Source organism: Frankia sp. CpI1-P (assembly GCF_001421075.1).
GTDB lineage: Bacteria > Actinomycetota > Actinomycetes > Frankiales > Frankiaceae > Frankia > Frankia torreyi.
The window spans coordinates 114,566-132,064 of the sequence record NZ_LJJX01000001.1 but is presented as its reverse complement, the minus strand read 5'-3'; the positions used below and the strand labels follow the sequence as shown (position 1 = coordinate 132,064).

Here is a 17,499-nt window from a genome sequence, read left to right as displayed (position 1 = left end):
AGAACTGGCCCGATCCCAGGACGACCCGTGGGGGGCCCTGACGTCGTACACCCACTTCGTGGTGGAACGCCAGATCGCCGATCGCGCCTTCGCCGAGGTCCTCTCCTCGCCCGGGCTGGGCACCGCCGCGCTTCGAGAAGACCTCGATCGGACCTACCGAGACTTGCAGGCCATCGTTCAGAACGCACTGGACGCCAAGGTTGTGCGACCGGACATGCACTGCAGCGACCTGCTCATGCTCTTCCGTGCGGTCAACGGCCTCATCGCGGCTGACGCCGAAACGGCCACAGCGGCGTGGCCACGGCTCGTGGCCACCTTCCTCGCGGCCTGGCGGAGCGACGGTCCTCCGCTGCCGCCGGTGTCCGCGGTGTGGGATCGGACAGAGGCCTAACCCGGATCTTTCAGCGGCGGCCCTGCCTGATGCGAAGGTCGCGGTGCTGGCCGCGTCGCGGACATGCCGCGCCTCGAGTCCTGGTCTGCCTCGCCGGAGTACGCGGCGGCGACGAGACGACCCTCCTCAACCACGCCCTTCTCCAAGCATGCCGCCGCGGCGGCGGCTGACCCTCGTCCCACCCGGCCACGACCTGGTCGGGGATCCTCTGCAACCACGCGATCCCCGACCAGACGATCCCCGACCAGACGATCCGTTCCGATCCCGCTCAGAACCTGATACGCCTACCCGCCTCCACGACCTGTCTGCCGCGCGGCGGAGTGGTGACGTCTCGTAGCTCTGGTGGCAGGCTGATCGGCCATGGGCACGGGAAACCAGACCACCTCCCGCGAGCTACGGTGCGCCACCGACACATTGCAGGGTCAATGCCGTGCAGGGTCAATGCCGCCGCGGGGAAACGGCGAGCACGGCTACGACACCCGCATGATCAGAGGGCCACAGCCCGGAACGGGTCCGGTCGCGTAGCTTGTCGCCAATCACGGTCGCCCGCACCGCCTGGACCTGTTCGAGGCCGGGGTGCGCGGGACGCGTAGGTTGGTACAACACGTAGTCGATGCGCCGATCAAGGTCTGCGGGTACGGCATCGAGCTCGATCTGTGTGGCGGTGAAGCCGTTGTTCGGGCCGTGGATCGCCGCCCACGCGTCCGTATATCCGCCCTGGGTGAACTGGCCATGCGGGCCGGTGGAGTCACTCGGTCGCGAATTCAGATCGCCGAGCAGGACCACCGGGTGTTCCGCGGTGGCGAGTGCGGCATGAAGCTCTTTCGCCTGGTCGTTACGAACCTGCGCGTCGACGGGTTCCAGATGGGTGTTGACGACTCGTACCGTCCGGCCCCGAGCGGTCACGTCGACTGCCGACCAGCCGTCCGGGAGCGTGAACGGCCCAGCCGCGGTCGGGACAGTCAGTCGAGCCGCGTACTCGTGCGACTCGGAATGGCTGGCTCGCCACCTGCCGGGGATGCCGGTTCGCACCAGAATCGCATCGTGGTCGGTGAAGCTCACCTGTCTGGTGGCGCTGATCGGCAACTGGCCGGAGAAGTTGGTGTTCTCCGCGGCGACCGCATAGTCCAGGCCGTGTTTCTTGAGCGCCTTCAGCAGGATCGGCAGGTAATCGACAGTAGTATGCAGTGGACCACCGATCGGGCCCTCTTTCCACAGTGCGACCTCCTGCAGGCCGAGCACGTCGGGCTGCTNCCGGGCGAGCAGCTTCGCGATGGCCTGCGCCCGCGCCGGAAAGTCGGCCCACAGCACGTGCTTGTAGGCGGTCCTGGTCCGACGGACTAGCTCCTGCTGGTCCGGGGCGGTGGCAATCGGGGTGAGATCGGCGCCAAGATACAGGTTGTAGGTGTTGACCGTGAGTTGCTGGGTCGGCTCCGTTTCGGCCAGTGCTGGCATGGCAAAGGTAAAACTGGCTATCAGCACCGATGCCGATATCGTGAGGCGTCGCCGCATATAGGGTCTCATACGTCCTTCAACTTCCGAAAGATGATGCAAGAAACAAGAGATCTCGACAGGCCGCAAGGGCAAGGCATCCTTCCGACGCGGAAAATATCAAGTCCGCGCGAACCACTGAAGCGACGCGCCGCGGTGATCAGCGCAAAAAAATACTGCGCATGACCGGATGAGATGGTTTGCATGCGGCCCGGGCGGGCATTCCAGGAAAACGACCCGGGGATGACACCGGAAGTCGCTGGCACGCGAGCCAGGAAGNCGCACATATACGGAACCGGCCGAAGACATCACAGGTCCGGAGAACGGCGAAGCCGCGTTCTGAACTCCTGACCCTCCGACAGGATCAGGCCTGCGGTGCGGCGGGTCGCGGCGTGCGGTGCGCGGGATCGGGGTCAGGGAAGGCGCACGGCACGCCGCAACGGTCCGTCGCACCGTGCCCGGTGAGACGGACGGCGGGGGGCGGGGCCGGCGTGGTGGCACAGCCGGCCCCGGTGGTGGGCCGTCAGGCGTGGTCGCTCGTCAGGCGGCGGTGAACACGAGGGTGGCGTTGTGACCGCCGAAGCCGAACGCGTTGGCGACGGCGGCGTGGACGGTGTCGTGGCGGGCGGTGCCGGTGACCACGTCGAGTTTGATCGCCGGGTCGAGGCGGTCGAGGTTGCGCACGGGAGGGATCGCGCCGTCGCGCAGGGCGCAGATCGTCGCGATCGCGCCGATGGCGCCGGCGGCGCCGAGGGTGTGGCCGGTCATCGACTTCGTCGCGGTGACCGCCGGGTGGGTGCCGATGGTCTGGGCGATCGCCTCGGCCTCCAGCGGGTCGCCGACCGGGGTGGAGGTGGCGTGGGCGTGCACGAGGCCGATGTCGGTCGGCGCCAGGCCCGCCCGGGCCAGGGCGGTGCTGATGGCGCGGGACTGCCCGGCCGGGTCGGCGGTGACGATGTCGAGGGCGTCGGAGTTGACCGCGGCGCCGGCGGCGACGGCGTGCACCCGGGCGCCGCGGGCGGCGGCGAAGGACTGCCGTTCCAGCACGACGATGCCGGCGCCCTCGCCGAGGACGAAGCCGTCGCGGTCGGCGTCGAAGGGGCGGGAGGCGGCCGCGGGATCGTCGTGGCGGGTCGACAGGGCCCTCATCTGCGCGAACGCGGCGAGCGGGAGGTTGTCGATGGCGGCCTCGACGCCGCCGGCGACGACGACGTCGGCGAGGTCGTGCTGGATCATCTCCAGGCCGATGGCGATCGCCTCGGCGCCTGAGGCGCAGGCGCTGACCGGGGTGCGGGCGCCGGCACGGGCGCCGAGGTCGATGCTGACCCAGGCGGCCGGCCCGTTGGCCATCAGCATGATCACCGCGTGCGGGGACATCTTGCGGGCGTTGCCCGCCTCGACGATGCGGTGCTGGCCGAGGGTGGAGGCCACCCCACCGTAGCCGGTNCCGATGACGACGGCGAGGCGCTGCGGGTCGACCTCGGGGCGGCCGGCCTGCGCCCACGCCTCGCGGGCGGTGACGATCGCCATCTGCTCGCAGCGGTCGAGCCGGCGGCTTTCCTTACGGGGCAGGGAGGCCGCCGGGTCGACGGGCAGCGGGGCGGCGAGGCGCACGGGCAGGTCCGCCGCCCAGGCGTCCTCGAGGACGGTGACGCCGGAGCGGCCCGCGAGCAGCCCGCTCCACGTGGTGTCGAGGTCACCTCCGAGCGGGGTCATCGCGCCGATCCCCGTGACCACGATCTTCTCGTGCACCACCCTGTCTCCCCTTCGCTGTCGTGGTGGCGCGGGACGGCCATGTCACCGTCCCGCTACCGTTGTCCGGGGTTCACCTTCGCAGCCGCGCCGCGCCCGGCCCAGCTCTGACGGCGCCGAGGTCGGCGCCCTGTCCTTGTGGCTTTCCCACAAAGGACGACCGTGAGCACCGGCCTCACGCGTAGGCCTCGGTGGAGACCGGGCAGGTACGTGCCGGATCGCCTTCATCGTGGTCACCGATCCGCATCACCCGGTTGCGCATCCTGTGTCACGGTGTCGGTCATGACGTTGCTTGGGGACGCACTGGAAGCGATGGTCACGTGCGGCGAGCGGTGGACCTCCCTGCGGGCCGAGCTGCACTGGCGGGCCGACGGCGAGGCACGCTGCGCGGCGCAGACGGCGACCCAGACGNCACTCGGACAGCCCCCCGTGATCCACCCGCCCGGTGCCCCCGGGCCGACCAGGGCGGCCGGCGCGGTGGACCAGCGCAGCGGTTCCCTGCTGGCCACCCCGGACCTGCTGCGGATCGACTGGCACGACGACGACGCCGTGACCCTGGTGCACGGCGACCAGTGGCGTCGGCGTCGCGACGGTCGGGTGCAGGGTTCACGGCCCGCCGAGCCCGGTAATCGGCTGGTCGCCCTGTGGATCTCCGAGATTGTGCTGGTGCGGCCNTGGCAGGTCCTGTCCGCCCTGTCGCTGTCCGTCCGTGCCGTGCAGGACCGGCAGGGGCGGCGGGCGACCTGGCTGCGTGGGGTGCTGCGCGAGCCGGGTGCNCTGCGTCAGATCCACGGCCTTCCCGAGGGCGACGCCTACGACCTGGTCGTCGACGACGCCACCGGACTGCTCCTGGAGCTGACCGCCTGGTCCGGCGAGCGGGAGGTCGAGCGGGCCACCCTGCGCCACCCGCAGGTCGACGGGCCACTCGACACAGCCCGCTTCGACCTGGATACGGTCGGCACGGTTGACGCGTCCGAGTCGCCCNTCGGCCGGTCGCGGCCGCTGGCGACGTTGGCCGGCGAGGTGGACTTCACCCTGCTGTGTCCGCGCGACGAGGCCTACTTCGGCAGCGTCGATCCTGACGACGAGGACGGGATCGCGGTGATGGCGCACCCCGCCGGGGGACGCCCACTCGACCGTCGCCTGTGGTTCATCCAGTCCCGGGGAGCAAGAATGGCGGACCCGGCCGCGTGGGAGACGATCGTGTTGGCGGACGGCACCCCCGCACGCTGGTGGTCGCCGGCCGCCGACCCCGAGCAGGGCCATCTGCGGTTNGAACGGGCCGGCACCCAGGTGTGGATCCAGGGCCGCGGCCACCAGGACATCCACGATCTTGCCGCCGCCCTCGCACCGGTGCCGCCGGAGCGCCTCTAGGCTTCGGGTGTGTCGCGCACACCTCGTCCTGGTGATGGTGGTGCTTTATCGGGCCCGGAGACCGCCCGCGCGTTGCGGACGCGGCATCGCCGGGCCTGGGGGACGGTCGGCATCGGCGTGCTTCTGATGGTGGTGGCGTTCCCGGTGGGCCTGATCGGTGATGGGGGCCTGGCGATCGCGCCGTTCGCGTTCGGCGCGCTGGCGGTTGCCGGCGGACTGGTCGCGCTCGTCCACGTGGCGCGGATGCGGTTCCTCCTGGCGCGCAACCCGTGGACGGTGCGGCCGTGCAGGTTCGGATCGGTGGGTGGCGGCAACGGCCAGCCGACGCTGGTCCTGTGGCCACCGGAGCCGCCGAGTGACTCCGAACAGCTCGGGCCGGCCGCCGTCGAGCCGCGCGGGCCGTATGAAGCCGTCATGTCCGTGGTGTCGGTCGTCTGGCGATGGGGCGCGCTCGAAGCCTGCGATGGTGCGACGGTCTGGTTCGTGGGAAGCCGGCGCTGGGGCGGGGTGGTAGCCGCGCCCGNCACGATGGAACTGTTCTGGGTACGCCCCCTGCGCATCCCGCCGCTGCGGTGGTTCCTGGCACGCCGCGTTCTCGATGCGGGCGGTCAACGGAACCGGCGGTAGCGGATCATGCGGCTGTGCGACGGCTGCTGTTCTGGCGTTACCTGCCGATCTGGCAGAAGCCGATCACCCCAGAAGGCTGACGACCAGGCACGTTCATCCGTTGTCGCATCAGACGAGCCCGCAGGGTCGTTCAGGGCCTGCGGCCGTGGAAGGTGNGGCGCAGGTCGCTGACCCAGGCGTCGGGGTTTTCCCAGGGGATGAAGTGGCCGCCGTGGTCGTGGGCGTTGACGTTGACGTGGTTGAACCAGGCGGCCTGCGGGCCGGTCGTGAACGCCTGGACGCGCTCGTCCGCGGTGTGGATGCCGGGCGGGTTCTCGTAGGTGACGAAGGTGAGGCCGACCGGGGCCTGCACGACCGGGGTGCGGTCGTGGGCGGGGGCCCAGGGGTAGCGGTTGGCGTTGGCGTAGTACCGCATCGACGTGGCGATGGAGTTGTTCACCCAGTAGATCGTGGCGTGGGTGAGCAGGTCGTCCCTGGTGAAGACGGACTCGACGTCGCCGCCGTTGTCGCTCCAGGCGTTCCAGCGTTCCAGCAGCCAGGCGAGCAGTCCGGCGGGTGAGTCGGCGAGCCCGTGGGCCAGGGTGGCGCCGTCGAGCGTGTGCACGGCGAGGTGGGACGCCGAGCGGTGGTCCAGCTCGATGATCCGGGCGCGGACGTCGGCGGGCTGGTCGTCGGTGAGGGGCCGGTTGCGGGCGAGGTCCCAGGCGCGGGGGCCGGTGAAGAAGTCCAGCGGCAGCCCGGAGCCGATGTGGATGCCGTACAGCTCGTCGGCGTACTTGTGGCCGAGCTGGCTGGCGACGATCCCGCCGATGTCGCAGCCCCCGGCGGCGTACTTGTCGTAGCCCAGGGTCTCGGTCATCAGGGTGTGCCAGAGGTCGGCGACCTTCCAGAAGTTGACGTCCGGAAAGCCGGTGAGCGGGCCGGGGAAACCGAAGCCGGGCAGGGACGGCACGAGGACGTCGAACGCGTCGGCGGGGTCAGCGCCGAACGCGGCCGGGTCGGCGAGCGGGTCGATCACCTTCGACCAGTGCCAGAACGTCCACGGCCAGCCGTGGGTGAGGATCAACGGAATCGGGCGGGGGCCGCGGCCGGGTTTGCGCAGGAAGTGCACCGGGACACCGGCGACGCTCACCTGGTAGTGCTCGTAGGCGTTGATGGCGGCCTCGGCCTTGCGCCAGTCGTAGCCGTCCCGCCAGTAGGCGACAAGCTCACGCAGATAGCTGTCCGGGACGCCGTAGGACCAGTCCCCGTTCCCCTCGTCCAGCGGCGGACGGGTCAGGGTGAGACGGACGCGCAGGTCATCGAGGACCTCGTCGGACACATGAATCGGGGCGGGCTGGAGGGGGAAGGCGCCCAGGAGGGTCATGACGTGATTCTCCCGTGCGCGCCATCCAGGCTCGGGTGCGGGAGCACTGTGCCGGCAACCCGCTGGCATGGTGCTGCTCGCGCCGGTCACTTCCGTTCCAGTGCGGCGAGCCGCAACTCAAGCTGGTCAACCCGGTGCCGTAGCAGGGTGACCTGGGCTTCCAGGCTGACTTCCCGTTCCGCCCTGCGCTGAATGCGCGGTGACGCGGCGGCGCGCTCGATCACCGCGTCCAACTGGACCAGGCGCTGCGGCCCGTTCGGGCCGTCCACCAGCCGGGACTGGATCTCGCCATTGCGGTACCAGGACCGCAGGGCCGAGCGGGAAACGCCGGTCTCGGCTTCCGCCTTGGCCAACGTGACCCAGGGTTTCTCGTCCAGCTGCTCGAACAGCTCCAGCTCATTCTGCCAGCGCGCGAGCCGATCCTCCCAGTCCGACGGTGTCTCCATCACACCCTCCCTTCAGCAGGGTGACCATATCAGTAACAGTGTATTGACACGGTTGAGAGCATGGAGCCATGTCCTTTGAAAGGTTCANGGTGGAAGCCCGCAAGGTGGTCGTCACGGCTCNGGAGGAGGCAAGGCTGCTCAAGCACAACTACATCGGCACGGAGCACATCCTGTTGGGGCTGCTCGACGCGCCGGACAGCATGGCGGCGAAAGTTCTGCACCAGTTCGGGTACGACAAGGAGACGGNGCGGGTCGATATTGCCGCGGTGGTCAAGCCCGGCACGCAGGAGCTGAGCGGCCATATCCCCTTCGCGCCGCGCGCGAAGAAGACGCTGGACCTCGCCCTGCGCGAGGCGCAGCAGCTGCACCACAACCACATCGGTACGGAACACATCCTGCTTGCCCTGGTCAGGGAAGGTGAGGGCGTCGGCGCGACGGTGCTTGCCGAGCGGATCAATCCGATCAGCAGGATCCGTGCCGCGGTGCTGGCGTCGTCGGAGGGATCGCAGGACGTCGCGGCCAGCCGATGGCCGACCGGCACCTCTGCCACCGAGGACACCGTGTCCGCCGCCAGGGCGCTGGCCGGTGGCGCACCGGTCGGCAGCCATCACCTGCTTGAGGCGATGCTGNGGGCGGAGAACAGCATGGCGGCCACGGTGCTGCGCGAACTCGGGGTCGACCNGGACGCGGTCGCCGCCAAGATCGACGAACTGGATCCGGAGACGACCACGGACGCGAACCCGGAGGAGGCCGCCGCGCGCAAGATGGAAATCCGGCTGGTCGACGACGAGGTGCACCTGATCCTGCGGGACCCGACAACGGTCACGATCGCCAAGAAGGTCACCGAGCTGTCCCATGGCCCGATCCAGGGCGTCGGACCGGTGGCCGGCATGTTCGTCCCGCTCTGGCGCTCGACCAACCACCTGCTGCTGCAGATCCAGCGTGTNCTGGAACCGGAACCCGGCGAAGAGGACGGATCCGCCGCGAGCAACGTGGCCAAGGTNGTGCGCACGGTCCTCGCGCCCCGGCTCCGCCGGTGAACCGGCTGATCAGCAGGCCGGAGCCTGTTGTTCCACCGAGTAGCTGACCTGTACGAACAGGAAATCGGCCGCTCGTTTCCATATTTTATGACCTATTCCAGGGGGCGGTAGCGTCGGAATCATGGAGTGGAGTTTTCGGTCAGCCGAAGAGCTCGCGGCCGCGTTGCGTGCCGGTGACGTGACCTCGGCGGAGCTGACCGACGAGGCGATCGCCCGTATCGAGCGGGACGACAAGGTGATCAACGCGATCTGCGTGCCNGACTTCGACCGTGCGCGGGAGGCCGCGCGCGGCGCCGACCAGGCGCGCGCCCGCGGCGAGGACCGGCCGCTGCTCGGCATTCCGGTGACGGTCAAGGAGTCCTACAACATCGCCGGGCTGCCCACGACCTGGGGCATGCCGCAGCACGCGAACTACCTGCCGNCCGAGGACGCGGTACAGGTGTCGCGGCTCAAGGCCGCAGGCGCGGTGGTGCTCGGCAAGACCAACGTGCCGTTGGGGCTGCAGGATATCCAGAGCTTCAACGAGATCTACGGCACCACCAACAACCCGTGGGATCACGATCGCACGCCGGGCGGCTCCTCCGGTGGATCGGCGGCGGCCCTGGCGTCCGGGTTCGGCGCGCTGTCCATCGGCTCCGACCTCGCCGGTTCGCTGCGCACCCCCGCGCATTTCTGCGGCGTCTACGCGCACAAGCCGACACTCGGGCTGGCGGCGACCCGCGGCATGGTCGCGCCTGCCGCGCCGGCATTGCCGACCGACCTCGACCTCGCCGTCGTCGGTCCGATGGCGCGCACTGCCCGCGACCTCACCCTCCTGCTCGACGTCATGGCCGGACCGGACCCGCTGACGCTCGGCGTGGCGCACAACGTGGCGCTGCCGCCCGCGCGCCACGAGCGCCTCGCCGACTTCCGGGTCCTGGTCCTCGACGAGCACCCGCTCCTTGCGACCGGGTCCGCTGTGCGGGCGGGCGTGCACCGGGTGGCCGACGCGCTTGTCGGCGCAGGAGCCCGCGTCGAACGGCACACTGCGCTGCTGCCCGATCTGACCGAAGCCACGACGCTCTACACGCAGTTGCTGTTCTCGGGCTCCGTCGCGCGTTTTCCCGTCGAGGCGTACGAGCAGCTGCGGACCCGCGCCGCCGGGCTGAGCGCGCACGACCAGAGTCTCGACGCGGCGCGGCTGCGCGCCATGGTGTTCAGCCACCGCGACTGGATGGAGGCGAACAACCGTCGCGAGCTGCACCGCCACGGCTGGCGGCAGCTGTTCGCCGAGTTCGACGCCGTGGTGTGTCCGATCACGCCGACTCCCGCGTTCCCCCACGACCACAACCCCAATCCGCTGGAACGCCGGATCGACATCGACGGCGTCGAGTACCCGTACTTCGACCAGCTCGTCCTGGCCGGCCTGGCCACCATGCCGGGCCTGCCGGCCACCGCGATACCCGCGGGCCGGTCCCCCGCGGGCCTGCCGGTGGGAGTGCAGCTCATCGGCCCGATGTTCGAGGACCGCACCCCGCTGCGGCTGGCCGAACTGCTCGAGCAGAAGATCGGCGGCTTCCAGGCACCGACACCGGGCGGCCGAGCCCGGCCCGTCAGCCGGCCGGGGTGATCGGCTTGTGCCAGACCAGCAGGTAACGCCAGAACAGCAGCCGTCGCACCCGCACGCCGGGCAGCATGGCGGCGGCCTGGCGGGCAACCTCCCGAGTGGTCAGCGGCGGGTTCATGACCACGGGCATGCTTGCGTGCGCCGGGTCCTTCGCGAACCCGCTTCCGCGTCCCAGCAGCCTGGTCGCGAGGAACACCGCGCCCAGCAGACGATGTCCGAACGCCGCGACGATCTCGACGGGCAGTTCGTGACGCAGATCCGTCCGGGGCAGGGCGACGACGGCCAGGACCCCGCCGGGACGCAGGGCGGCCGCGAGCACCCCGAGCGCCTCCGGCAACGGCATGTGGTGCAGCGCGCTGATCGAGAAGATCGCGTCGTAGTCCTTGCCCGGCAGCGGGTCGGTCAGCACATCACCGAGAACGCAGTGCACATTGCGCGGGGTGGCTCGCCTCGCCTGCTCGATCATCTCGGCGGAGCGGTCGACGGCGTCGACCTGCTCACTGCGCCGGGCGAGCCGGGCCGCGAACGCTCCGGCGCCACAGCCGACATCCAGCACCCGCCGGCCCGGCTGCGGCAGCTGGCGCAGCAGCAGCCGCTGGTAGTAGGCGTTGTGACTCCAGTCGAGCATGGCCGTACGCTACCCAGCCGCACGCAGACGCTGATCTCCGCCCGGCTGCGACAGCGTCTGGGTGCCGAGGGCGGCGAGCAGCGCGAGACGTTCGGCGTCGGGCGAGCCCGGTTCGGCCGTGTAGACCAGGATGNGCAGGTCGCTGCCCGCGACGCTGAGCACGTCGCAGTCCAGCGTCACGGCGCCCACCTGCGGATGATCGATGGTCTTACGCCCCGCCTCCGGCCGGCTCACCGCGGCGGAGTCCCACAGCCGCGCGAACCGGTCACTGCGCCCGCGCAGCTCGGCGATCAGGCGACGCAGCCGCTGGTCCGCCGGATACCGGCGCGCCGCCGCCCGCAACGCGCAGACCTGCGAGACCTCGAGATCGTCCTGGGACTGCGCGGTGTGGCGCACGCGGCCGGGCGCGCCGAGGAAGGTGCGCCAGACCGCGTTGCGCTCGCTGCCGCGGCGCTGCCCCATCAACGCCGTGTACAGCGGGTTGGCCAGCAGCAGCGTCCACGCCGCGTCGCTGACCGCCACCGGGGTCCCGGTCAGCCGGTCCAGCAGCCGCTGCACCCCCGGGGTGATGTGGGCGGGCACCGTGCCCCGCCCCGGCGGCACGAGCCCGGCGATCCGGAACAGATGCTCACGCTCGGCCGCCGACNCGCGCAACGCCCGCCCCAACGCCTCGACGACCTGCTCCGACGGGTTGGTTGCCCGGCCCTGCTCCAGCCGGGTGACGTAGTCGACCGAGATCCCGGCCAGCAGGGCGAGTTCCTCGCGGCGCAGCCCGGGCGCACGCCGACGGCCGCCGACGGGCAGCCCGGCCGCCTGCGGGGAGACCCGGTCGCGCCAGCGCCGCACCGTGCGCCCGAACTCGCTGCGCCCGAGCTGCCAGTGTGCGGCCTCCCGGTGCTGGGACTCCGGGCGCGCCATGACGCCACTGTGCACCGCGTCACCGACGATGCCTCCGTGCAGGCCGCGGCAAGCGCCGTCGCCGCCGACGGAGGACTCGACGTACTGATCAACAACGCCGGCATCGCGCCGAGCGGTGACCCGGGAGCCGCGGACGTCACCGCTGAGGTGATGCACGCGGCGTTCGAGACGAACGTCGTCGGCGCGGTGCGCGTCCTCCACGCCTTTCTGCCCCTGCTGGCCCGGTCCGCCGCCCCGGTCGTGGTCAACGTCAGCAGTGGCCTGGCCTCGCTGACCGCGGCCACCACCCCGGGCACCGCCCGATACGCCTACCCGGGCGTCGCCTACCCCGCCTCGAAGGCCGCCCTCAACATGATCACCGTGCAGTATGCGAAGGCGTTCCCGACCATGCGGATCAACGCCGTGGAACCCGGCTTCACCCGGACCGACCTCAACGCCAACACCGGCACGCAGACCGTCGAACAGGGCGCCGAGATCATCGTCCGCATGGCGATGGTCGACCCCNACGGCCCCACCGGCGGCTACGTCGACGCCGACGGCACCCTGCCCTGGTGAGCGAGCCCCGGGCCGCCGCCTGATTGTTCCCATAGAGACGTGTTCAGTGCGCCGCGCGCACCGCCGAGACCAGTCCACCAGTGCCCTCGTCCTGCTGCGACGGGGTGAGCACCGGACGGCCATAGGCCTCGGCGCGCTCACGCAGGGTGAAGGTCTCCGCCTCCCAGCCGAGGCCGTCCAGCCAGCCGACCGGGTCCTGCGGCATCTCCGAGACCCACATCGACGCTGCCGACCCCGAAGCGGCGTCCCCCCGGAAGCGTTCGACCACACCGCGCGGGCCCAGTGTCAGGCCCATCCTGCTGCCTGCGGCGGACAGCGCGCCGACCCGTTCGAGCAGCGACTGCACCGCGTCCTCGGGCAAATAGATCAGCAGTCCCTCGGCGATCCACACCGTCGGCTGCGCCGGATCGTGCCCGGCCGCGGCCAGTGCGCCGGGCCAGTCCTCGCGCAGGTCGACCGGGACGGTGATCCGCGCGCAGCGCGCAACGGCCCGCTCCTGACGCAGCACCGAGGCCTTGAAGCTCAGCGGTTCAGCCGTGTCGACCTCGAACAGCCGGGTCCCCGCAGGCCAGTCCATCCGGAAGGCCCTGCTGTCCATCCCGGCTCCGAGCAGCACGACCTGCCGGACGCCGGACGCGACCGCCCGGTCCAGCAGGTCGTCCAGGAACTTCGTCCGGATGACGATCGAGAAGGCCACACCGAGCCAGCGGCGCCGCGCCGCCTCGTCCGCGCGCGGGGGCGGCGGCGTCTCGGGGCCTCTTCCGCCGGCCGTGGCGAAGGCCAGCGCCAGCGGGTCCCGGAACAGCGGCTGCTCGCATGCCGTCTCCATCGCCCTCACCCGGGCCACGCCCACGGCTGTGGCCCACACCCCGGACGGCTCGACCCGGCCCGCCGCATCAGTCATGCGTTGGCGCCGTCGGGGGCGTGGCTGCTGACGGCAGTCGATCGGCCGCGGCCGGCCCTGGACGTCCTCGGCTCGCCGGCCGCCGCCCGGTCGCGGGCGATGCCGCACGGGTCGTCGTGCGGGGGGGTGCACGGCTCGCACTCGGACTCGATCGTCACGTGGGTGATGGCGTACCGCTCGGCGAGCATCGCCTTGATCCCGTCGGACACCGCCCGCGCCTGCGCGAGGCTCGGATGGCCGTCCTGCACGCCGTCGAGATGGCCGAGCTCCAGGTGCACCGACGCGGCGAACACCCGGTCGGACAGGCTCCACACATGCAGGTCGTGCACGTCGAGGACATGGGTGTCGCGCAGGATGTCCGCGCGCACCGCGGCGACGTCCAAGCTCTCCGGCGTCGCCTCCAGCAGCACCCGCGACGCGCTGACCAGCAGCTTCACCCCCTGCCCGGCGATCAGCACGGCGATCAGCAGCGAGACCAGCGGGTCCAGCCAGTACCAGCCGCCGACCAGCCAGATCACCAGACCCGCCGCGGCGACCGCCACCGACACCGCCGCGTCCCCGGCCAGATGCAGCACGGCCGCGCGGGTGTTCAGATCGGCGTCGCGCTCGTGGACGACCAGGGCGCTCACCGCGTTGACGACCGCCGCGGCGAGCGCGACGCCGACGACCACCGGGCCGTCGACCGTCCCGTGCGCGCCGAGGCGGCGCAGCGACTCGACGGCCAGCAGTGCCGTCACCACCAGCACCGCCGCGGCGTTCGCCTGCGCGGCGAGCACCGGCCAGCGCACCCCGCCGAACGTGCGCCGCGCCGACGGCGGACGCTGCGACAACGTCAACGCCACCAGCGCGAGCAGCACCCCAGCCGTGTCGGTCAGGTTGTGTCCGGCATCGGCGAGCAGGCCGACGGACCCCGCGGCGAAGCCGGCCACCGCCTGCCCGACGACGATCGCGAGGTTCAGCCCGGCCGCCAGCCACAGCCGGCGCCGCTGGCGCGCGCCCCCCCGCCCCGCCGGCACCCCATGGCCGTGTCCATGGCCGTGCGCGTGACCGTGCCCTGCACCGGAGGTAGGGCCGGCGTCGCGCGCAGGACCGGCGCCATCGCCCTGACGGCCATCGCCATCATGAGGATGGTGGCCGTCGCCGTCACGGTGATCGTGCCCGCCGCGATGATCGTGCTCGTGCTCGTGCTCGTCGTGCTGGTCATGGCCGTCACGGTGTTCTTGACGGTCATGACGGTCATGACGGTCATGGCGGTCATGGCGGTCGGGACGGTCATCGTGGTCGTCACGGTGGTGGCCGTGGCCGCCGGGTACGCTCATGATCCGTGCCCGTCGGTCAGGGGTGCGGCCGCGCGTGCGCCCACCCCGGCCCCGACCGGCTCCCGCGACGTCGCGACGCCACCGGCGTCGGGGTGCACGTGCTCGGTGTCGACGTCGACGGCGAGGACGACGTCGAGCAGATCCCCCAGCGCGTGGCGGAGCTTGTCGTCGGCGAGCTCGTAGCGCTGGCGGCGACCCTCGGGGGTGGCGACGACCAGCCCGCAGGCGCGCAGGCAGGCGAGATGGTTGGACAGGTTCGTGCGGCCCACGCCGAGGATCTCGGCCAGCTCCGACGGGTAGGCCCCGCCGGAGCGCAGCACCAGCAGCAGCCGCGCCCGCGTCGGGTCCGACAGCGCGTGACCGAACCGGGCGAGGACCTCCGCGGGTGAGGCGAGCTTAACCATGTCCCAACGGTACAGCGGACGCTGACATCAGCCAATCCTGACCTGTTCCCCGCCGTGCCGCGGGCCACAGGTCCCCCGCCCCCGCCGGCCGTCCGCCTCGGCCCGTGAGGAACAGCGGAACGAACGGAGAGTCCAAGTCAGGGCTGGTACGGAGGCGCGACGCCCCAGCCCCAGTGCGGCACCGGGGCGTGCTCGAGCACGACTGCCCCCGGCTGGGAGTTGTGCTGAGCCAGCCGGGTGCCCCACTCGAGGTAGCCGACCAGCGCCGCCCTGAACTCCGGGTCGTCCGGCAGGTGGGCGTCGTCGGCGGCCCGGCTCATCGTGGACGCGAACCGGAACCGCTGCTCAGGGGTGATCCCCAGCTCCCGGTGGTGGGCCAGCATGGCCTCGTACCCGCCGAGCTGGTCGGTGTAGTCCGCCGGACCGCCGAACACCTCGATCCACCAGCGGCTCACATGGGCGCGGTGGCTCTCGCTCACGCCACCCGGGAAGAACGGACTGAGCAGGTCGTCGGCCTCCACCCGGTCGTAGAAGGCGTCGATGAGCCGCCGGAGAGCGGTCGGTCCGCCGGCCCATTCCAGCAGCGACGGCACCGCGGCCGCGTCACCCTCGGTCGTTGTCAAGTCTCAGATCCTCCCGCTCGGATAATCGGCGACGCTGATTACAGCATTACACAACACCATCAGTGCGGCTGCCGCGTCGCCCGGCGGCGGTGCGTGACGGTGAGTCGAGGCGTCGGTGGGCCAAGTGCCTCACCGACGCCGGGCGCAGAGCCGTCTCCCCTGCTGGTGTGGACCTACGCGAGCCCTACGGCCGCGCTGACTCACCTCGAACTCCGCATCTCCCTCTCAAGGAGGGCCCGGAAGGCGCGCGGGGGCCGACCGGTGAGACGGTGGACGGTGTCGGTGACGCGGTCCTCCGCCCCTCCGGCGATGGCACGGTCCAGGTCGGCCAGCATTGNNGCGAACTCCACCGGGACCTCCGCCGTGAGGCGATCGCGCATCTGTCTGTAGGACAGACGGCGGTGGACGACGGGCCGAATGATGCCCTCGTCGCGGATGCTGCGAGCGTGCGCGTGCGTGCCGGTGAAGTTCTGCATGAACCACGAGGGCCGCAGTCTGGAGCAGATCCCCGGCCTGACCGACAGCGGCTTCACCGCCCACGCCCTGCTCGCCCCCATACGAGCCGACCTCGTCGAGCACCTGGCCGGCGAAGAGCGCATTCCGCGGGAAAGTATGCGGGCACAGTTGGCGAACTTCGTCACCAGAGTCCTGGCTTCCGGTCCACTGCAAGGGTTGACCGCCGAGGAGTGATCGAGGATCGGGCGAGTCCTTGATCAGCGGGGGCCTCTCGCAGACGACCACCGTGCTCCGCCGCAGGGCGCTCGGCGAGTCCGTCGAGCAGATCCAGCCCGACCTGATCATCTCCACCGGCAAACGCAGCAGGACGCCGGCGCCGGNCCGGCCGAACGGCAGCCCGACGAGCGCACCGACCCCGACCAGCACGCTACAGCCGGCGTCGGGGGCACCCTGAGTCGAGACACTCGCGATGTCTGACTCCGCCTTCCTTCTTCCTCGCCCTTCCGGGAGGGTTCCGCGTCCGGTTTGTTCCCTCTGGAAAGGCAAGGAAGTGGCACGACGAGGGCGGCGGGAGGCTGCCCGGCGTCNGGGTCAGGCGTCGAACAGGGCGCTGACCGACTCGCCGTTGTGGATGCGACGGATCGCCTCGGCCAGNGGCGGCGCGACCGTGAGCACCTCCAGCTTCGGCACCCGGTCGTCCAGCGGGATCGGCACCGTGTTCGTGCACACGATCTCCACGACGTCCGGCTGGTCGGAGATCCGCTTGAGCGCCCCGGCGGAGAACAGCCCGTGCGTGCACGCCACCCGCACCGAGCGCACGTCGAGCTCCCGCAGCCGCTCGAGCAGTTCCAGCACCGTGCTGCCCTTGGCGATCTCGTCGTCGAGGACGATGACGTCACGGCCGGCCACATCCCCGATGACCGTCGAGATGCTCACCCGGTCGTCGGCGAAACGCTGCTTGGCCCCGGCCGCGACCCGCACCCCGAGCATCCGCGCGAACGCCGCCGCCTCCTTNGCGTTACCGAGGTCCGGCGACACCACCGTCGTGTTCGACAGGTCGTGGCGGCGGAAGTGCTTGGCGAGCTCCCGCAGCGCGTGCAGATGGTCCACCGGGACGCTGAAGAAGCCGTGCACCTGCGGCGAGTGCAACGTCATCGCCAGCACCCGGCTCGCCCCGGCGGCCACGAGCAGGTCCGCGACGAGCCGCCCGCCGATCGAGATCCGCGGCGCGTCCTTCTTGTCGGAGCGGGCATAGGCGTAGTGCGGCAGGACCACCGTCGTGCGCGCCGCCGACGCCCCGCGCGCCGCGTCCAGCATCAGCAACAGCTCGACGAGGTTCTCCTGCACCGGGGCGACCAGCGGCTGGATGAGGAAGACGTCGCGCTCCCGGCAGTTCGCCGGCAGCTGCACCTCCAGGCAGTCGTTCGCGAACCGCTGGACCCGCACCCGGTGCAGCGGCACGTCGAGGTGCGCGCAGATCTCCTCGGCGAGGATGGGGTGGGCACTGCCGCTGAAGACGGCGATGTCTCGCACGAACCGCTCCCTGTTCTCTTTTCCCTGGCCGGCCGGCGTCGGTCGTCGCCGGCCTGGCGCCGCCGG

At 71.1% G+C, this 17,499-nt stretch carries 13 protein-coding genes and 17 pseudogenes; 11 read left to right on the top strand and 19 right to left on the bottom strand.

The window, feature by feature from the left end; all coding sequences use genetic code 11:
• Positions 1-4 precede the first annotated feature (4 nt).
• Positions 5-391: a hypothetical protein gene (locus tag FF86_RS64605; protein ID WP_396229725.1), complete on the top strand. Its 387-nt coding sequence runs from the start codon at positions 5-7 to the stop codon at positions 389-391.
• Between the two features lie 438 nt (positions 392-829).
• Here the strand turns inward: FF86_RS64605 and FF86_RS64600 are convergent.
• From FF86_RS64600 to FF86_RS00605, 6 genes and pseudogenes are all read right to left on the bottom strand, one after another.
• Positions 830-1,644 (bottom strand): annotated as a pseudogene (locus FF86_RS64600) (endonuclease/exonuclease/phosphatase family protein); the annotation flags it as partial.
• A 1-nt stretch (position 1,645) separates the two neighbouring features.
• Positions 1,646-1,903 (bottom strand): annotated as a pseudogene (locus FF86_RS37390) (hypothetical protein); the annotation flags it as partial.
• Between the two features lie 519 nt (positions 1,904-2,422).
• A pseudogene (locus FF86_RS00625) lies at positions 2,423-3,328 on the bottom strand (beta-ketoacyl-[acyl-carrier-protein] synthase family protein); the annotation flags it as partial.
• 1 nt (position 3,329) lies between these two features.
• Positions 3,330-3,634, bottom strand: a 305-nt coding sequence (locus tag FF86_RS37385) for a beta-ketoacyl synthase N-terminal-like domain-containing protein (RefSeq protein ID WP_396229716.1), incomplete at its 3' end; no start/stop codon positions are given.
• Positions 3,635-5,791: 2,157 nt separating this feature from the next.
• On the bottom strand, positions 5,792-7,001 hold a 1,210-nt coding region (locus FF86_RS00610), incomplete at its 3' end, for an epoxide hydrolase family protein (RefSeq protein WP_242417925.1).
• 86 nt (positions 7,002-7,087) lie between these two features.
• A complete protein-coding gene (locus tag FF86_RS00605; protein WP_044883207.1) occupies positions 7,088-7,447 on the bottom strand; it encodes a hypothetical protein in 360 nt (119 codons plus the stop codon).
• A gap of 121 nt (positions 7,448-7,568) precedes the next feature.
• Between FF86_RS00605 and FF86_RS64595 the strand changes: the two are divergent.
• From FF86_RS64595 to FF86_RS00595, 7 genes and pseudogenes are all read left to right on the top strand, one after another.
• A pseudogene (locus FF86_RS64595) lies at positions 7,569-7,693 on the top strand (Clp protease N-terminal domain-containing protein); the annotation flags it as partial.
• Between the two features lie 20 nt (positions 7,694-7,713).
• Positions 7,714-8,076: pseudogene (locus tag FF86_RS64590) on the top strand (Clp protease N-terminal domain-containing protein); the annotation flags it as partial.
• A gap of 1 nt (position 8,077) precedes the next feature.
• Positions 8,078-8,128: pseudogene (locus FF86_RS64585) on the top strand (hypothetical protein); the annotation flags it as partial.
• A 1-nt stretch (position 8,129) separates the two neighbouring features.
• Positions 8,130-8,393, top strand: a pseudogene (locus FF86_RS64580) (Clp protease); the annotation flags it as partial.
• A 215-nt stretch (positions 8,394-8,608) separates the two neighbouring features.
• Positions 8,609-8,745, top strand: a pseudogene (locus FF86_RS37380) (hypothetical protein); the annotation flags it as partial.
• A 1-nt stretch (position 8,746) separates the two neighbouring features.
• Positions 8,747-8,908: pseudogene (locus FF86_RS37375) on the top strand (amidase family protein); the annotation flags it as partial.
• Position 8,909: 1 nt separating this feature from the next.
• On the top strand, positions 8,910-10,096 hold a 1,187-nt coding region (locus FF86_RS00595; RefSeq protein WP_242417924.1), incomplete at its 5' end, for an amidase.
• Here the strand turns inward: FF86_RS00595 and FF86_RS00590 are convergent.
• The 3 genes and pseudogenes from FF86_RS00590 to FF86_RS37365 form a co-directional block, all read right to left on the bottom strand.
• Positions 10,080-10,721 carry a bifunctional 2-polyprenyl-6-hydroxyphenol methylase/3-demethylubiquinol 3-O-methyltransferase UbiG gene (locus tag FF86_RS00590; RefSeq protein WP_044883210.1) on the bottom strand — a complete coding sequence of 214 codons (642 nt, stop codon included), beginning with the start codon at positions 10,719-10,721 and terminating at the stop codon, positions 10,080-10,082. The two genes, FF86_RS00595 and FF86_RS00590, sit on opposite strands and share 17 nt — an antisense overlap.
• A gap of 134 nt (positions 10,722-10,855) precedes the next feature.
• A pseudogene (locus tag FF86_RS37370) lies at positions 10,856-11,367 on the bottom strand (transcriptional regulator); the annotation flags it as partial.
• 1 nt (position 11,368) lies between these two features.
• A partial coding sequence (locus tag FF86_RS37365; RefSeq protein WP_242417923.1) for a helix-turn-helix domain-containing protein occupies positions 11,369-11,639 on the bottom strand: 271 nt, incomplete at its 3' end.
• An 18-nt stretch (positions 11,640-11,657) separates the two neighbouring features.
• Here FF86_RS37365 and FF86_RS00580 point away from each other — a divergent pair.
• Positions 11,658-12,143 (top strand): annotated as a pseudogene (locus FF86_RS00580) (SDR family NAD(P)-dependent oxidoreductase); the annotation flags it as partial.
• 94 nt (positions 12,144-12,237) lie between these two features.
• On the opposite strand, the gene FF86_RS00575 reads toward FF86_RS00580, so the two are convergent.
• From FF86_RS00575 to FF86_RS64570, 7 genes and pseudogenes are all read right to left on the bottom strand, one after another.
• Positions 12,238-13,098 carry a class I SAM-dependent methyltransferase gene (locus FF86_RS00575; RefSeq protein WP_044883212.1) on the bottom strand — a complete coding sequence of 287 codons (861 nt, stop codon included), beginning with the start codon at positions 13,096-13,098 and terminating at the stop codon, positions 12,238-12,240.
• Complete coding sequence (locus FF86_RS00570) at positions 13,095-14,114, bottom strand: cation diffusion facilitator family transporter (protein WP_044883213.1); 1,020 nt, start codon at positions 14,112-14,114, stop codon at positions 13,095-13,097. The genes FF86_RS00575 and FF86_RS00570 overlap by 4 nt, the downstream gene beginning before the upstream one ends.
• Positions 14,054-14,374, bottom strand: a complete 321-nt coding sequence (locus FF86_RS33005) for a hypothetical protein (protein WP_128423249.1) — start codon at positions 14,372-14,374, stop codon at positions 14,054-14,056. The genes FF86_RS00570 and FF86_RS33005 overlap by 61 nt, the downstream gene beginning before the upstream one ends.
• 39 nt (positions 14,375-14,413) lie before the next feature.
• The gene (locus FF86_RS00560; protein WP_044883215.1) at positions 14,414-14,821 is read right to left on the bottom strand and encodes a helix-turn-helix transcriptional regulator; all 408 of its coding nucleotides are present in this window, start codon (positions 14,819-14,821) and stop codon (positions 14,414-14,416) included.
• A 137-nt stretch (positions 14,822-14,958) separates the two neighbouring features.
• Positions 14,959-15,444 (bottom strand): group II truncated hemoglobin, encoded by a 486-nt coding sequence (locus FF86_RS00555; RefSeq protein ID WP_199865307.1) that lies wholly within the window; start codon positions 15,442-15,444, stop codon positions 14,959-14,961.
• Between the two features lie 200 nt (positions 15,445-15,644).
• A pseudogene (locus tag FF86_RS64575) lies at positions 15,645-15,781 on the bottom strand (ergot alkaloid biosynthesis protein); the annotation flags it as partial.
• Positions 15,782-15,783: 2 nt separating this feature from the next.
• Positions 15,784-16,031 (bottom strand): annotated as a pseudogene (locus FF86_RS64570) (hypothetical protein); the annotation flags it as partial.
• Here FF86_RS64570 and FF86_RS00545 point away from each other — a divergent pair.
• Positions 15,940-16,134: pseudogene (locus tag FF86_RS00545) on the top strand (TetR/AcrR family transcriptional regulator); the annotation flags it as partial. The pseudogenes FF86_RS64570 and FF86_RS00545 overlap by 92 nt on opposite strands.
• Positions 16,135-16,183: 49 nt before the next feature.
• Positions 16,184-16,280 (top strand): annotated as a pseudogene (locus FF86_RS64565) (recombinase family protein); the annotation flags it as partial.
• A 211-nt stretch (positions 16,281-16,491) separates the two neighbouring features.
• On the opposite strand, the pseudogene FF86_RS61635 reads toward FF86_RS64565, so the two are convergent.
• The 3 genes and pseudogenes from FF86_RS61635 to FF86_RS37355 form a co-directional block, all read right to left on the bottom strand.
• A pseudogene (locus FF86_RS61635) lies at positions 16,492-16,554 on the bottom strand (hypothetical protein); the annotation flags it as partial.
• A 1-nt stretch (position 16,555) separates the two neighbouring features.
• Positions 16,556-16,914: pseudogene (locus FF86_RS37360) on the bottom strand (phosphoribosyltransferase family protein); the annotation flags it as partial.
• 1 nt (position 16,915) lies between these two features.
• Positions 16,916-17,433, bottom strand: a 518-nt coding sequence (locus tag FF86_RS37355) for a ribose-phosphate diphosphokinase (RefSeq protein WP_313954285.1), incomplete at its 3' end; no start/stop codon positions are given.
• Positions 17,434-17,499 lie beyond the last annotated feature (66 nt).